The 15,578-nt window shown below is 70.8% G+C and carries 14 protein-coding genes; 10 read left to right on the forward strand and 4 right to left on the reverse strand.

What is annotated here, in order from left to right; translation table 11 throughout:
* Positions 1-245 precede the first annotated feature (245 nt).
* Both BIU91_RS11345 and BIU91_RS18925 read left to right on the forward strand, forming a co-directional pair.
* Entirely contained in the window at positions 246-575 is a 330-nt protein-coding gene (locus tag BIU91_RS11345) for a hypothetical protein (RefSeq protein ID WP_035807629.1), read from the forward strand.
* A 101-nt stretch (positions 576-676) separates the two neighbouring features.
* Positions 677-829 (forward strand): hypothetical protein, encoded by a 153-nt coding sequence (locus BIU91_RS18925; RefSeq protein ID WP_163343414.1) that lies wholly within the window; start codon positions 677-679, stop codon positions 827-829.
* A 67-nt stretch (positions 830-896) separates the two neighbouring features.
* Here the strand turns inward: BIU91_RS18925 and BIU91_RS11350 are convergent, their stop codons facing one another.
* The 3 genes from BIU91_RS11350 to BIU91_RS11360 are packed head-to-tail and all read right to left on the reverse strand — an operon-like array spanning position 897 to position 4,055.
* On the reverse strand, positions 897-1,754 hold the full coding sequence (locus tag BIU91_RS11350) for an EamA family transporter (protein WP_071405532.1): 858 nt from the start codon (positions 1,752-1,754) through the stop codon (positions 897-899).
* Positions 1,755-1,784: 30 nt separating this feature from the next.
* A complete protein-coding gene (locus BIU91_RS11355) occupies positions 1,785-2,447 on the reverse strand; it encodes a response regulator transcription factor (protein WP_027464682.1) in 663 nt (220 codons plus the stop codon).
* 39 nt (positions 2,448-2,486) lie between these two features.
* Positions 2,487-4,055 carry a sensor histidine kinase gene (locus BIU91_RS11360; protein ID WP_084741148.1) on the reverse strand — a complete coding sequence of 523 codons (1,569 nt, stop codon included), beginning with the start codon at positions 4,053-4,055 and terminating at the stop codon, positions 2,487-2,489.
* 132 nt (positions 4,056-4,187) lie between these two features.
* Here BIU91_RS11360 and BIU91_RS11365 point away from each other — a divergent pair, with 132 nt between their 5' ends.
* On the forward strand, positions 4,188-5,018 hold the full coding sequence (locus BIU91_RS11365) for a helix-turn-helix domain-containing protein (RefSeq protein WP_071405533.1): 831 nt from the start codon (positions 4,188-4,190) through the stop codon (positions 5,016-5,018).
* A gap of 257 nt (positions 5,019-5,275) precedes the next feature.
* On the opposite strand, the gene BIU91_RS11370 is transcribed toward BIU91_RS11365, so the two are convergent.
* Positions 5,276-6,307, reverse strand: a complete 1,032-nt coding sequence (locus tag BIU91_RS11370) for a LacI family DNA-binding transcriptional regulator (protein WP_084741151.1) — start codon at positions 6,305-6,307, stop codon at positions 5,276-5,278.
* 118 nt (positions 6,308-6,425) lie between these two features.
* Between BIU91_RS11370 and BIU91_RS11375 the strand changes: the two genes are divergently transcribed.
* From BIU91_RS11375 to BIU91_RS11405, 7 genes are all read left to right on the forward strand, one after another.
* Positions 6,426-7,700 carry a sugar ABC transporter substrate-binding protein gene (locus tag BIU91_RS11375; RefSeq protein WP_071405535.1) on the forward strand — a complete coding sequence of 425 codons (1,275 nt, stop codon included), beginning with the start codon at positions 6,426-6,428 and terminating at the stop codon, positions 7,698-7,700.
* The gene (locus tag BIU91_RS11380; RefSeq protein WP_027464687.1) at positions 7,700-8,578 is read left to right on the forward strand and encodes a carbohydrate ABC transporter permease; all 879 of its coding nucleotides are present in this window, start codon (positions 7,700-7,702) and stop codon (positions 8,576-8,578) included. Before BIU91_RS11375 ends, BIU91_RS11380 begins: the two co-directional genes overlap by 1 nt.
* Positions 8,575-9,552 carry a carbohydrate ABC transporter permease gene (locus BIU91_RS11385; RefSeq protein ID WP_216099668.1) on the forward strand — a complete coding sequence of 326 codons (978 nt, stop codon included), beginning with the start codon at positions 8,575-8,577 and terminating at the stop codon, positions 9,550-9,552. Before BIU91_RS11380 ends, BIU91_RS11385 begins: the two co-directional genes overlap by 4 nt.
* Positions 9,552-10,949, forward strand: coding sequence for a glycosyl hydrolase (locus BIU91_RS11390; protein WP_071405536.1), 1,398 nt, complete (start codon positions 9,552-9,554; stop codon positions 10,947-10,949). Before BIU91_RS11385 ends, BIU91_RS11390 begins: the two co-directional genes overlap by 1 nt.
* A gap of 14 nt (positions 10,950-10,963) precedes the next feature.
* Entirely contained in the window at positions 10,964-13,984 is a 3,021-nt protein-coding gene (locus tag BIU91_RS11395; protein ID WP_071405537.1) for a glycoside hydrolase family 38 C-terminal domain-containing protein, read from the forward strand.
* 40 nt (positions 13,985-14,024) lie between these two features.
* Positions 14,025-15,002 (forward strand): endo-beta-N-acetylglucosaminidase H, encoded by a 978-nt coding sequence (locus BIU91_RS11400; RefSeq protein ID WP_071405538.1) that lies wholly within the window; start codon positions 14,025-14,027, stop codon positions 15,000-15,002.
* Positions 15,003-15,238: 236 nt separating this feature from the next.
* A complete protein-coding gene (locus tag BIU91_RS11405) occupies positions 15,239-15,529 on the forward strand; it encodes a DUF1905 domain-containing protein (RefSeq protein ID WP_071405539.1) in 291 nt (96 codons plus the stop codon).
* Positions 15,530-15,578: the final 49 nt, after the last annotated feature.

A 15,578-nucleotide genomic window follows, 5' to 3' on the forward strand; every position in this document is an offset into this window, starting at 1 on the left:
GGAGCCGGAGTGCGCGTCGACTCCCGCTGCTCCACCCGGCGAGGGACGGACGTTCGTGTCTGCGCGATGACGGTTCCGGTTCGCGCAGCCCGGGAATCGTGAACCAGAACCGTCAACGAGGTGGGAACGCGTACCCGTCCGCCCCGCCCCGCCGCCCGACGACGACACGCCCGTCCGACGCCAGGTCGTCGTCCAGACGGCGCGGTCGACTTGACTGTCGTTCGAACACACGTTCGAATACCGTCGTGGGACGGCGTCGCGAGAACCGGTGGCAGCCCCCGGAACACCCGGAGGTCGAGCGTCCGCGCGCGTACTCCCTGTCCGAGGACGCCCGCGGCGGCGACGTCTGCCACGCCGTCACCCCGAAGCCGGTCTGGGCGTGGATCCAGTTCCCGACCTTCCACGTCCGGGTGAAGGCCTTCGCCAAGAGCTGGACCCGCGACGCCGTGCTGGTGGAGTGGGCGCAGTTCGGGCAGCAGGCCGAGGCGTGGGTGTGGCGCTCCGCGGTGAAGCACCGCACGCTCCGTGCCGACCGGGACAGCGCGAACCGGAGTCCGCAGAACGCACTGCGTTGACTTCCACCCGCACCCCGAGGATGGTTTAGCGAACGCGGGTTCAGCAAGTAACTCACTGATCGAGGCATTCGATCCGGACCCGTACCCACGAAGGAGGCACCATGAAGAACGCAGCGGTGCCGTCCTGGGTCGCCCACGTGCTCACCCCGCCCGAGGTCATCAGCGCCTACGTCGAGCGTCGGATCAACGATCCGTCCCTCCTGTCGGGTGAGCAGTCGGAACCCACGTACGCAGATTTCCTGCGCGACGAGTAGACGGTCTTCTCAGGAGGCCCGGATCACGCACCGCCGTCGGCGGACGTGATCCGAGCCTCCTCTTCGTTCACCCCACCGGTCCGCCGCGTCGGCGACGGGCCGACAGCGTCACGCCGACGCTCGCGGCGGTGACGCACGCCAGGGCGACCGTCTCGAGCACCGACAGCCCCTCGGCCAGCACGACGAGGCCGGCCAGGGCGGCGATCGCCGGGCCGAGGCTCTGCAGCACCCCGAACACCCGTGTCGGCATCCGGCGGAGCGCGAGCATCTCGAGGGCGTACGGCAGCACGCTGGACAGCACGGCGACGGCGCCGAAGACGAGCAGGAGCGTCGGTTCGTGCACGACGCCGTCGACCGCGGACCGGAGCCCGAACGGCAACGACACGAGCATCGCGACCACCATCGACACGACGAGCCCGTCGACGCCGGGGATCGCGGCGCCGACGTGCCGGTTCATCACGATGTAGCCCGCCCAGCACGCGGCAGCGAGGACCGCCCAGACGACCCCGCCCACCTCGGTCACCGCGGTCGGCCCGACGCCGAGCAGCACGACCCCGGCGAGCGCCAGCACGGCCCACAGGGCATCGCGCCAGCGCCGGGTGTGCACGAGCGACAGGGCGAGCGGCCCGAGGAACTCGATCGTCACGGCGACACCGATCGGGATGCTCGCGAACGACAGGTAGATGAAGACGTTCATGCCGCCGAGCGCCAGGCCGAGGCCGACCGCACCGAGCCACTGCGCCCGCGTCCAGTGCCGGACGCGGGGGCGGACCACCAGGGCGAGCACGACGGCACCGATGACGAGCCGGAGCGTGGCGGCCCCGACCGCGCCGACGTCGTCGAAGTGGGTCTTCGCGATCGCGGCGCCGAGCTGGACGGACACCATCGCGGTGAGGGCCAGCAGGGGTGCGGGGACCCGGTTCATCCTCGGGCTCGGTTCATCCTCGGGCTCGGCTCATCCGAGGTAGGCGAGGACAGCGAGGACGCGGCGGTGGTCCTCTCCGGTGTCCTCGAGTGCGAGCTTGCCGAAGATGCTCGACACGTGCTTCTCGACGGCTCCGGTACCGATCACCAGGGCGCGGGCGATCGCGGCGTTCGTGCGGCCCTCGGCCATCAGCCCGAGCACGTCACGCTCGCGAGGGGTCAGGGCTGCGAGCGGGTCGCGGCGGCGGCTCATCAGCTGCGTGACGACCTCGGGGTCGAGCACGGTGCCCCCGGCGGCGATGCGGCGGACGGCGTCGTCGATCTCCTCGAGCCGGGTGACGCGGTCCTTGAGCAGGTAGCCGATGCCGGTCGCGCCGGCGGCGAGGACGTCCTCGGCGTAGGTGGCCTCGACGTACTGGGAGAGCAGGAGCACACCCGTCCGTGGAGCGATCCGGCGGGTCTCGACGGCGGCGCGGACACCCTCGTCGGTGAAGGTCGGCGGCATCCGCACGTCCATCACCACGACGTCGGGTGCACCCTCGGGCAGCGTCGCCAGGAAGGCCCGGGCGTCGGAGTACTGCCCGATCACGTCGATGCCGGCCTCGTCGAGCACGCGTGCCAGGCCCTCGCGCAGCAGGACGGCGTCGTCGACGACGACGGCCCGGATGCGGGCTGCATCCGGGCCGTCTGTCATGCCGACCAGCCTAGTGGGAGCGCGGGCGCCCCCGTGGGGTCACGACCGCTGGTTCGCCGCCGTCGGGACGCCGTTCAGGGCACCGAGGGGGATCCGGGCGGTGGCCTCGGTCGGGCCGCCCTCGGGGCTCGAGACGACCAGGTCGCCGTCGAGGGCCCGCATGCGGCCGATCAGGCCCTCGATCCCGTGGCCCTGCTGCGGTCGGGCACCACCCCGGCCGTCGTCGGTGACGCTGACGGTCAGGTACCAGAGGCCCGAGGCGTCGACGACCAGCCCGAGGTACACCCCGGCGGTCGTGGCGCCGGCGTGCTTCATGGTGTTCGTCAGCAGCTCACTCACCGTGAAGTACACGTTGCGCTGGATCTCCGTGGCGAGCTCCAGGCCCTCGGGCAGCCGGACGTCCAGACCCACCGGGATCGGGGTGCGGGCGACCAGTGCCTCGAGCGCCGCGACGAGTCCGCGGTCGAGCAGGATCGGCGGGGCGAAGCCGCGGGACAGTGCGCGCAGTTCGTCGAGGGCGTCCTGGGCGTGCTCGGATGCCTCACCGATGAGCTGCTTGGCCTTCTCGGGGTCCTTCTCGAAGGCGCGCTCGGCGGCGGACAGGTCCATCCGGAGTCGAACCAATCGCTGCTGCGGGCCGTCGTGCAGGTCGCGCTCGATCTGGCGGAGAGCCTGCCCCTCGGCGGTGACGGCACCGGCGCGGGAGGCCTGCAGGCCGGCGACGCGCTGCTCGAGCTGCTCGGCACGGAAGCCACCCAGCAGGCCGAAGTCGACCCAGTAGTGCGCCAGGACGGACCCGCGGGCCCAGAGCGGGAAGAGCACGACCGAGGCCGCCATCGACAGCAGGCCGAGGGCGCCGACGCCGGTCACGAACCCGACGCTGTCCGGGAAGTAGCCGACCCGGACGTTGTTCGCGAAGTACAGTCCGCCCACGACGATCGGCCAGGCGAAGCCGACGAGCAGCAGTGCACCGGTCCCGACGGTCACGACCGCGACGAGCGGGTAGACGACCGCGGCGTGCAGCAGGTAGAGCCAGTAGTGCGGGTTGGCGACGGCCGAGCCGGTGCGGGTCCACCAGTTCTGCTGCCAGCGGGGCGTCCAGTCCACCGGGCGGATCGGGCGTCGGTCGGCCCAGCTCATGCGGAGCTTCTCGAACTGTCCGAGCCACCGCGCCACGAACAGCGCGATGAAGAACATGAGCAGGACGAAGGGGTTGAAGAGGTCGCGGAACCCGCCACCGAAGATCGCCGTCGGGAACGCGAAGTACAGCGTGCAGAGCAGCACGGCGGTGAGCGCCATGTAGCCGAAGTCCCGCGGCAGGCGCTTCCACGCGTCGCGGTAGAACTGCCCGGCGGTCATGCCGGAACCGCGACCGGAACCACCGACCGGACCGGACCCGACCCGCGGGGTGGCACTCCACGACGCCGGCGGGGACTGCGGGGCGTCCTGGGGGTCCTGCTGGTGCTGGCGCGGGTACTGGGGCATCGGCTTGGTGGCTCCAGGGGGCACGGAGCCGCCCAGCGGGACGGTCTGGGCCTGGTCGGGCGAAGGCGTGACGTCGTCCAGCGGGACGGTTCGCGCCTGGTCGAGGCGGTCGGTGTCGGTCATGCATCCAGCCTCGCGATCGCGGAGCCGTTCCCCCATCCTGCCCTCTCCCCACCCCGGGTGGGGTTATCCCCCCTCTTCCACAGGTCGCCCGGTCCACGCCCGCTCGTCCTGCCCGTGGATCACGCTCGACGGATGGCTGATGCACTCCGAGCACTGATCGACGCCGTCGGGCTCCAGGTCGGGCCGGGCACCGAGGTCCGGTCCGACGACGAGGCGTGGACGCTCGACGTCGAACCGACGGGCACCCACGTCTGGGTGGCGACGCGGTCCCGTTCCGTGTGGATCCGGCGCGGAGACGACATCGCGATCGTCGACGCCGGCACCGCCGCCCTCGTCGAAGGGCACGCGACGATCACGATCAGCACGGGCCCCGAGCGCTCCGGCCCGCCCCGCGTCGCGGAGACGTACGCGTTCCCGCACGAGGAACTCTTCGCGCTGACCGGTGTCCTCGTCGGAGCCGCAACGCTCGGCCCGCTCGCCGACGAGGTCCTCGCACTCCCACCCGTCGCGACCACCGGTCCGCCCGGGGCTCCCTCGCCCGACGTCGGCCTCGCGCTCCGCCACGTCGGGCACCTCGACGGCGGGAGGTGGCACGGCGCGCAGCAGCAGGCCCTCGCCCGGCTCGTCGTCACGACGGTGCTCCGCGACAACCCGCCCCCGATGCTCGGCGACAACGGTCTCGCGCGGATCCTCGACCGCCTGTTCGATCCGGCCGGTCCGTCGTCCCTGCGGGCCCTCCTCGTCGGTGTCCGGATGTCGGAGCGCACGCTCGAGCGCCGGTGCGCCGCAGCGACGGGATGCCCGCCCGCGCAGCTCGGCCGCTGGTACCGCAGTCTCGCCGTCCGCAACGCACTCACCCGAGGCGACCGCCCGTCCGACGTCGCGACCCGCTTCGGCTTCAGCACGACGTCGTCCATGCGGCGGGCCCTCGAGCGGGTCCGACCTCCGACGAACCGCCGGTGACCGTCGACCGCGGGGAAGGAGGTTCCGATCCGCATCGATGACGGTTCTGGTTCACGATCCTCGGGTTTCGTGAACCAGAACCGTCACGGCGCGGAGAAGACCACGTCGTCCCGCGTCGGTGCAGTGCAGTGCGGTGCGTGCGCCAGTTGCAGGCAGCCGCGCCGCGCTGCGGGAGGGGGGACGGCGGCAGCGGGAGGAGGAACGGCGGGAGCGGTGGGAGGGGGGAGCGGGTCGTCGGCGCCGACGTCCGGAGTGGGTCAGGCGGGGGCGCGGCCGGTGGACTCGCGGACGCTCAGGGTGAGCGAGGGGCCCGGGCGTGAGGGGAGCGGGGCGCTGGCGTCGATCTGCGCGCGCAGCAGGGTCGCCGCACGCTGTCCGAGCTCGACGGTGTCGCGGGTGAGCGAGGTGATCGCCGGGCGGACGAGCCGGATCATCGCCGAGTCGTCGAAGGACACGATCGAGACGTCGCCGGGCACCGCGACGCCCATCTCGCTCGCCACGCCCAGCCCGGCGACGGCGAGCACGTCGTTGTCGTAGACGATCGCGGTCGGTCGGATGCTCCTCGACAGCAGGGTGCGGGTGGCGCTGGCACCGGCCTCGGCCGAGTAGTCCGTCGGCACCGAGACCGTGTCGTCGAGCCCCTCGTCGGCAGCGAACGCCCGGAGCCGGTCCATGCGCATGGCGGTGTGCTCGAACTCGGGCCGCCCGGCGACGTGCGCGATGCGTCGGTGCCCGAGGGCGTGCAGGTACCGCAGAACGGTGTCGGTGGCGTCCGAGTCGTCGATCCAGACCGTGGGGGCGGCGCCGTCGGGGGAGGGGTGCGATCCGACGACGACGGTCGGCAGGCCGAGGTCGGCGAGCAGGGCGAGCCGGGCGTCGTCGCGACGGGGGTCGATCACGATCACGCCGTCGACACGGTGTCCGCGCCACCAGTCCCGGTAGGTCTCGAGTTCTTCCTCGGCATCGCGCGCGACGAGCAGGTTCATGCCGACGTGGGTGCCGGCGAGCCCGAGCTGGATGCCGGAGATCAGGTCGCCGAAGAACGACTCGGTGCCCAAGGTCCGGGCCGGGCGGTTCAGCACGAAGCCGATGGAACCGGCCTTCGCGCCGCCGAGTGCCCGGGCCGCGGTGTGCGGCTGCCAGTCGAGCTCGCGGGCGATCTCACGTACGCGGCGACGGGTCTCGTCGGAGACCCCGGGGCGGTCGTTCAACGCGAACGACACCGCACTGATGGACACGCCGGCCCGCGCGGCGATGTCGGCGATCGTCGTTCGACGCTTGGTGGCCACGGGGTTGACTATAGCGCTTTAGTCATTCACAGTGGCTGCCACACACGGGTTCGGTGACTTATGCTGAACCGGTTCAGCTATGACGAGGGAGTCAGACGCCATGAGGACCACCACACGCATGACGAGGGGCCGCGCCACCGCGCTGCTCGCGACGGCCGCCGCCACGGCGCTCGTCCTGACCGGCTGCTCGAGCGGCGGGAACGCGGCCGACAACGGCGGCGGCGAGATCAGCGGCACCATCACCCTGCAGACCTGGGCGCTCACGCCGACCTACACGGGGTACCTCAACGGGGTCATCCAGGACTTCGAGCACGCCCACCCGGACGCGAAGGTCAAGCTGCAGGACCAGCCCGGTGACGGGTACGCCGACAAGGTGCTCAGCCAGGCCTCGTCGAACAGCCTGCCCGACGTGATCAACCTGCCGCCGGACATCGCCCTGCCGCTCGCGAAGCGCGGGTTCCTGCAGGACGTCGCGAAGGACGACTCGAAGCTCGACAGCACGTACGTCGCCGGCGCGTTGGACTCCTACAAGTACAAGGGCGTCGACGGCACGTTCGGGTACCCCTGGTACCTCAACACCGACGTGAACTACTGGAACTCGACGATGTTCGCCAAGTGCGGCCTCGACGCGAAGAACCCGCCGAAGACCACCGACGAGCTGTTCACGCAGGCGAAGACCATGCACGACAACTGCCCGACCGACTACCTGATGAGCCGGAAGCCCGGCCTCGGCGACTTCACGCTCGCCGGCGTCAAGGTGCTCAACGCCGACGGCACGAAGTTCACCTTCGCCGACTCGTCGAAGGCCGCCGACCTGATCGACCGCTACAAGGACGCGTACCAGGACGGCTACATGCCCTCCAACGTGCTGAACAGCGACTACCTCGGCAACTCCACCCTGTTCACGCAGGCCAAGGTCGCCTGGACCACCGGTGGCGCCACCTCGCTCGCCGACTTCGAGAAGAACAACCCGTCGCTCAAGGGCAAGGTCACCGTCAGCCCCGCACTCGACACCCCGCCGCTCTACGTGCAGGGTCTGTCGGTCTCGAGCAAGTCGAAGCACCTCGCCACCGCCGAGGCCTTCGCGAAGTTCATGACGAACGCGGAGAACCAGGAGGCGTTCGCCCACAAGGTCAACATCTTCCCGTCCACCACGTCGTCGCAGTCCGACCCGTACTTCTCGAAGGACGACGGCACCGTGAACGGCGAGGCCCGGGTCCTGGCGAACGAGGCCCTGAAGACGGCGAAGGTCATCAACCCGGTCGAGGCGAACTCCGCGATGACCGACTTCCTCGACCAGCAGATCGCCCTCGCGATGAAGGGCCAGGTGGCGCCGAAGCAGGCGCTCGAGACCGCCCAGACCAAGATGAACAGCCTGCTGGCCAACGGCTGATGCGTGCGAACCGCTGGTACACGCCCTGGTTGCTCGTCCTGCCGGCACTGATCTGGCTCGTCGCGTTCAGCCTGTGGCCCTCGATCAACACGGTGCGGTTGTCGTTCACGAACGCCAGCCCGCTCGGCGGCGTCAGCCAGTGGGTCGGGGTGCAGAACTTCGAGACCCTGCTCGCTGATCCGCAGGTGTGGGAGGCGCTGCTCAACAGCGTCATCTACATGGCGGTGTGCCTGCCGCTGCTGACGGTCCTCCCGCTCCTCATCGCGGTGCTCGTGCAGCAGAAGCTGCCCGGGATCGCGTTCTTCCGCACCGCGTTCTACACGCCGGTCATCGCCTCCGCGGTGGTCGTCGGGCTCATCTGGACGTGGATCCTCGACGACCGCGGTGTCATCAACGAGATGGCGCAGGCCCTCGGCGTCGTGCAGGGCAGCGTCCCGTTCCTGACCGACCGGTGGCTGCTGCTCCTCAGCGCCATCAGCCTGACGGTGTGGAAGGGGCTCGGCTACTACATGATCATCTTCCTGGCCGCCCTCGGGAACGTCGGCAAGGACCTGCACGAGGCCGCCGCCCTCGACGGTGCCGGCGCGGTCCGTCGCTTCTGGTCGGTCACGATGCCCGGGGTCCGCGGCACCATGACGCTCGTCGGGATCCTGGTGTGCGTCTCCGCGCTCCGGGTGTTCAGCGAGCTCTACATCCTCACCAACGGCACCGGCGGACCCGGCGGGCAGGACAACTCGCTCGTCATGCTCATCCAGCAGTACGCCCGCGGCTTCACCGGCAACCTCGGCTACGCGTCAGCCCTGAGCCTCCTGCTCTTCGTCGTGACGCTCGTGCCGATGCTCGCCCTCGCCCGGATGAACAGCAAGGCGGACAAGTGACGAACACGACCAGCACGACCGAACCCGTCATCGGCGGCGCGCAGGGCGCAGCCAGCCCGACGCCGGACGTGACCGGCGCGACGGGCGCTGGACGGGCCTCCAGTCAGAACGGACGCGACGGACGCAAGCGGCGCCGTGCGGTCTGGGGCGTCATGTCCACCCGCGAGAAGGTCGTCCGCTACGTCCTGCTCATCGTGGTGCTCTTCATCACGATCGGCCCGTTCCTGTGGCAGCTGTCCACGTCGCTCAAGGGCGCCGGTGAGGACATCTACACGGCGAACCCGTCGTTCATCCCGTCCGAACCGACCATCGAGAACTACCTGAAGGTCGCCGCCGCGATCCCGGTGTGGCGGTACATCGGCAACTCCCTGCTCGTCGCCGCGATCGACGTGCTCGGCAACATCGTGTTCGCGACCCTGGCCGGCTTCGCCCTCGCCCGGCTGCAGTGGCGACACCGGAAGCTCGTGCTCGGCCTGTTCCTCGGCACCCTCGTGCTGCCCGGCGAGGCGACGATCATCTCGCAGTTCGTCACCGTGAAGGACCTCGGCCTCGCCGACAACCTGGTCGGTGTCGCCCTGCCCGGCATGATCGCGGCGCTCAACGTCCTGCTGATGTTCAACGCGTTCCGGCAGATCCCCGAGGAGATCGACCAGGCAGCGGTGATGGACGGTGCGAACGCGATGCAGCGCCTCCGCTACATCTCCCTGCCCGCCGTGCAGGGGACCATCGCGGTCATCGCGATCTTCTCGTTCATCGGTGCGTGGGACGACTTCCTCTGGCCGCTCATCGTGCTGCAGTCGCCCGAGAACCTCACCCTGACCGTCGGGTTGCAGTACCTGCAGGGCACGTTCGCCACCGACCAGCGGATGATCGCAGCCGGCACCATGATCGCCTTCATCCCGATCGCCGTGATCTTCGCCGTCCTGCAGCGCTTCTTCTTCAAGGGCGTCGAAGAGGGCGGTGTGAAGGGCTGATGCGGTTCGGGGTCAACTACACGCCCTCGGTCGGCTGGTTCCACTCGTGGCTCGACTTCTCGCGGTCGGACACCGCCAGGGACCTCGAGGCGATCGCGTCGATCGGCGCCGACCACGTGCGGATCTTCCCGCTCTGGCCGGTCGTCCAGCCGAACCGGACGCTCATCCGGCAGCAGGCCCTCGACGACGTCGCGACGGTCGTCGACCTCGCCGGCTCGTTCGGACTCGACGTCAACGTGGATGCCCTGCAGGGGCACCTGTCGAGCTTCGACTTCGTGCCGTCCTGGCTGGACAGCTGGCACCGCCGCAACATGTTCACCGACCCGGAGGTGGTCGCGTCGACCGCCGCGTACGTCCGGGCGCTCGCCGGAGCGGTCGCCGGCAAGCCCAACCTGCTCGGCATCACCATCGGCAACGAGGTCAACCAGTTCGCACACGCGCCGCACCCCGCACCGCACGCGATCACGGCGGAGCAGGGGCACGCGTGGGCGGCGGCGATGGTCGCGGCGGCGCGGGCAGGGCTGTCGGACGGGTCGTCGGGGTCGGTTGCGTCGTCCGTGTCGGTCGGCCTGGAGGCACGGCTCGACCCCGCCTCGTCGGTCGCTTCCGCCACCGGGTCGCGCCCCGGGCCGCTGGTCACGGTCGCGCAGTACGACGCGGCCTGGTACGACGACGCCCAGCCCTTCGGCCCCGAGCACGCGGCGGACCACGGTGACGCCACGGTCACGCACTCGTGGGTGTTCAACGGCTCGGCGGCCCTGCACGGTGCCCTCGGAGCCGGGTCGGTGCGGCACGGGGAGTACCTGCTCCAGCTCGCCGCGGCCTGGAACCGCGACGCCGCCCGACCGAACTGGCTGCAGGAGGTCGGCGCCCCCACCAACGTCGTCGACCCCGCCGACGCCGCCGCGTTCAGCGAGCAGACCATCCGGCACGTCCTCGACGCGCAGCAGGTGCTCGGGGTGACGTGGTGGTGCTCCCACGACGTCGCCCGGTCGCTCGCGGACTTCCCGGAGCTCGAGTACGACCTCGGGCTCTTCACGAACGACGGACGGCTGAAGCCCGCCGGCGAGGCGTTCGCCGCCCTCGCCCGCGCCGAGCACACCCGCGACGCCCGTGCCGCACCGCCGACCACCGCGCTCGTCCTCGACGACGTGCTGTCCGACGGCACCGACCGGCACGGCACCCGCGCCGACTGCGCCCCCGGCGGTCGGTTCGCCGCCGCCTGGCTCGCCCTGGCCGAGGCCGCACCAGACGGCCGCGGGCCGCAGGTCGTCCTGCGCTCCCGACTGTCGGACACCGCGCTGCTGGCCGACCGCGGCGTCGACCGCTGCGTCGACGTGCCGTCCGACCTCGACACCACCACCGTCCGCGTCGCCCACCCGGCGACCACGCCCTGACCCCGGAAGGCCCCATGCACGACGACATCCCCCTCACCACCGGACGCGCCCGACGGGTGCTCGACGAGCGGATCACCCCCGCGGTGCACGCGACCACGACGGCCCTCGAGGCCGCGTGGCACGAGCTGCCGGGGGAGCCGGTCCCGCCGACCGAGGGGCTCGCGCTCACGTTCGAGCCCTACGAGGTCGGCACCCCGTGGGGCGCGGCCTGGTGCACGACGTGGTTCCGGTTGACCGGGACCGTGCCGACCGAGTGGGCCGGACGCCGGGTGGAGGCCGTGATCGACCTCGGCTTCGACAAGAACATGCCCGGGTTCCAGTGCGAGGGACTCGTCTACCTGGCCGACGGCACCCCCGTGAAGTCGATCAACCCCCGCAACCAGTGGGTCCTGGTCACCGAGCGGGCCGAGGGCGGCGAGACCGTCGAACTGTTCGTCGAGGCCGCGTCGAACCCCGTCCTGCTCGACTACCACCCCTTCCTGCCGACGCAGGAGGGCGACGTGCAGACCTCGTCCTCGAAGCGCCTCTACGCCACCCGCCGGATGGAGCTCGCCGTCTTCGAGTCCGAGGTGCACGAACTCGCCCTGGACATCGACGTCCTGCTCGAACTGCAGGCGGAGCTGCCCGCCGGACCCCGACGCATGCGGATCCTGCAGGCCCTCGACGACGCCCTCGACGCGCTCGACCTGCAGCACATCCCGGAGACCGCCGGGGACGCCCGTGCGGCGCTCGCCGAGGTGCTGGCCGCTCCCGCCGAGGCCTCGGCGCACACGATCTCGGCCGTCGGGCACGCCCACATCGACTCCGCCTGGCTCTGGCCCGTGCGCGAGACCATCCGCAAGGTCGCCCGCACCACGTCGACCATGACCGAGCTCATCGACCAGACCGACGACTTCCTGTACGGCATGTCGAGCGCGCAGCAGTACGCGTGGATCAAGGAGCACCGCCCCGAGGTCTACGCCCGCGTCAAGGCCGCGGTCGAGGCCGGCCGGTTCCTGCCGATCGGCGGCATGTGGGTCGAGTCCGACACCGTGATGCCGACCGGCGAGAGCATCGTCCGGCAGTTCTCGCAGGGCCAGCGGTTCTTCGAGCGCGAGTTCGGCATCCGGCCCAAGGGCGTCTGGCTGCCGGACAGCTTCGGGTACTCGCCGGCGCTGCCGCAGCTCATGCGCCGCGCGGGCTTCGAGTGGTTCTTCACGCAGAAGATCTCGTGGAACCAGGTCAACAAGTTCCCGCACCACACATTCCTGTGGGAGGGGATCGACGGGTCGCGGGTGTTCTCGCACTTCCCGTCGATGGACACCTACAACTCGCGGTTGTCCGGCAGCGAGGTCGCGAAGGCCGCCCGCCAGTTCCGCGAGAACCGACTCGCCACCGGCTCGATCGCCCCGGTCGGCTGGGGCGACGGCGGCGGTGGCACCACCCGCGAGATGACCGGCACCGCCGCACGGTTGGCCGACCTCGAGGGCAGCGCGAAGGTCCGCTGGGAGCACCCGGACACGTTCTTCGACCGGGCGAAGTCCGAACTGACCGATCCGCCCGTGTGGGTGGGGGAGCTGTACCTCGAGCTGCACCGGGCCACGCTCACGTCGCAGCACGGCACGAAGCAGGGCAACCGCCGGTGCGAGCAGCTGCTCATCGAGGCCGAGCTCTGGGCCGCGACCGCCGCCGCCCGCGCCGACTTCGCCTACCCGTACGACGAGCTCGACGCCCTGTGGCAGCAGGTCCTGCTCCAGCAGTTCCACGACATCCTGCCGGGCACCTCGATCGCGTGGGTGCACCGCGAAGCGGTCGAGCGGTACGCCGAGACGGCCGCGGCCCTGAGCGTGATCATCGACCAGTCGCTCTCGGCGCTCACCGGCACCGGGGACGCGGCCGTCGTCGTGAACCCGGCCCCGTTCCTCCAGGCCGGTGCACCCGCGCAGGGCGCTGTCATGGCGACCGACGTGCCGGCGGCGACCGCCGTGGCCCTGACCGAGCAGGACGGCGGGTACGTGCTGGCGAACGACCTGGTGCGGGTCATCGTCGACGCGCAGGGGCTCGTGACGAGCGCCGTCGACCTGGCGAGCGGGCGCGAGGCGATCGCGGCCGGGCAGGCGGCGAACCTGCTGCAGCTGCACCAGGACTTCCCGAACATGTGGGACGCGTGGGACGTCGACCGGTACTACCGCAACCGCGTCGAGGACCTCGTGTCGACCACCGGGCTGACCGCGTCGGTCGACGACACCGGGGCCGCACGGGTCGTCGTGTCCCGGGCGTTCGGTGACTCGACGGTGACGCAGGAGATCGTCCTGGCGCCGGGGTCCCGCACCCTGGAGTTCGACCAGGTGACCGACTGGCACGAGACCGAGAAGTTCCTCAAGGTGGCCTTCCCGCTCGACGTCCGCGCCGAGCACACCGTCGCCGAGACGCAGTTCGGCGCGCAGAAGCGGGTGACCCACACCAACACCTCGTGGGAGGCCGCGAAGTTCGAGACCTCGATGCACCGCTACGTGCTGGTGTCCGAGCCGGGCTTCGGTGTCGCGCTCGTGAACGACTCGATCCACGGCTTCGACACCACGCGCGACGCCGTCGACGGGCACGTCACCACCACCGTGCGGCTGTCGCTGCTGCGGGCACCGCGGTTCCCGGACCCCGAGACCGACCAGGGCGTGCAGACGCACCGGTACGGCATCGTCATCGGCACCGACCAGCTCGGAGCCACGTCGGCCGGCGTGCGGATGAACGCGGGCGCGCGGACGATCACCGGGGCGCACGGCTTCGAGCCGCTGGTGCAGGTCTCCGGCGACGTCGTGCTGTCGAGCGTCAAGCTCGCCGACGACCGGTCGGGCGACCTGGTCGTGCGCGTCTACGAGCCGTCCGGGCAGCGGGGGACCGGGGGCATCGCGGTCTCGGCCGACGAGGCGACCTTCGGCGCTGCCGTCGAGGTGACCCTCCTCGAAGAACCGCTCGGTGACGCGTCGTCCGACGCCGATGCCTCCTCGTTCGCCGTCGACGCCTACGAGGTCCGCACCTTCCGGTTCCCGCGCAACTGACCGACCGACTGACCGACCGTCCCACCCAAGGAGGAACCACATGAAGCAGTCCACGAAGTTCAGCATCGCGACCGCACTTGTCGCCATGCTCGCGGCACCACTGGTGCCCGCCGCAGCGTCCGCGGCGCCCTCCTCGTCCGGGTCCAGCCACGGGCAAGGACACGGTGCGTCCCACGGCGGCGGGCACGGCCACGGTCATGGCCACGGGCACCACGCTGCGCCCACCAAGTCGGGGCCGACGAGCATCGCCTACGTCGAGGTGAACAACGACGAGCTCGCCAACGTCGGGCGGTACACGCTGGAGAACGGCGCGAACGCGTTCGACGTGGCGATCATCTTCGCCGCGAACATCAACTACGAGGACGGCAAGGCGGTCCTGTACAACAACGAGAACGTGCAGCGGACCCTCGACCAGGCCGCCACGCAGATCCGCCCGCTGCAGGCCAAGGGCATCAAGGTGACGCTCTCGGTGCTCGGCAACCACCAGGGCGCCGGCCTGGCGAACTTCCCGACGAAGGCCGCGGCGCGGGACTTCGCGGCGCAGGTCTCGGCGACGGTCAAGAGGTACGGACTCGACGGCGTCGACCTGGACGACGAGTACTCGGACTACGGCGTGAACGGCACCCCGCAGCCGAACCAGCAGTCCATCGGCTGGCTCATCAGCGCCCTGCGTGCGGACATGCCGGGCAAGATCATCTCGTTCTACGACATCGGCCCGTCCTCCGATGCCCTGAAGACCGCGAGCCCGTCGATCGGCGGGAAGCTCGACTACGCCTGGAACCCCTACTACGGCACCTACACGGCGCCGACGATCCCGGGCCTGCCGAAGTCGAAGATCTCCGCCGCCGCGGTCGACATCCAGAACACCCCGCAGGCGACGGCAGTGTCGCTCGCACAGCGCACGAAGGCCGACGGCTACGGCGTCTTCATGACGTACAACCTGCCGGGAGGCGACGAGTCCTCCTACGTCTCCTCCTTCACGAAGGTGCTGTACGGACAGGCCGCGTCGTACCGCTGACCCTCGCGTCCTGACGGCGGCTCGCGCCCCGTGCTCCCCGGCTCCGGCCTGGAGGCACGGGGCGCGTCCGTCGTCCGGGTCCCGCTGGGCGGGGGGAGAGGAAGGGGAGGCACCAGTTCCTCCTCGCGAATGACGGTTCCGGTTCGCAGAACCCGGCGATCGTGAACCGGAACCGTCATCCACCGAAAACGAATCCCGGCCCGGCGCGCTCGATGCCGCGGCCGTACGATCGCCGCATGGAGCTCGAGTTCCGCGGCGAGGTGATCGAGTGGCGCGGCCCGTCACCGTTCTTCTTCGCCGTCGTGCCACCGGACGCCGCCGAGGTCATCGCCGACCTCGCGCCGGTGCTCACCTACGGGTGGGGTGTGATCCCGGCCCGCGTGACGATCGGCTCGGTGACGTGGACGACGTCGCTGTTCCCGAAGGACGGCGGGTACCTCGTGCCGTTGCGTGCGGCGGAGCGGAAGCGTGCCCGGGTGGAACTCGGCGACTCCCGGGAGATCACCCTGGAGTTCGCCGACCCCTGACACGAGAGGTGAGGTTGTGGAGGGGATGTCGGGAATCGCTGTCGGCGGA

Source organism: Curtobacterium sp. MMLR14_002 (assembly GCF_001864975.1).
GTDB lineage: Bacteria > Actinomycetota > Actinomycetes > Actinomycetales > Microbacteriaceae > Curtobacterium > Curtobacterium flaccumfaciens.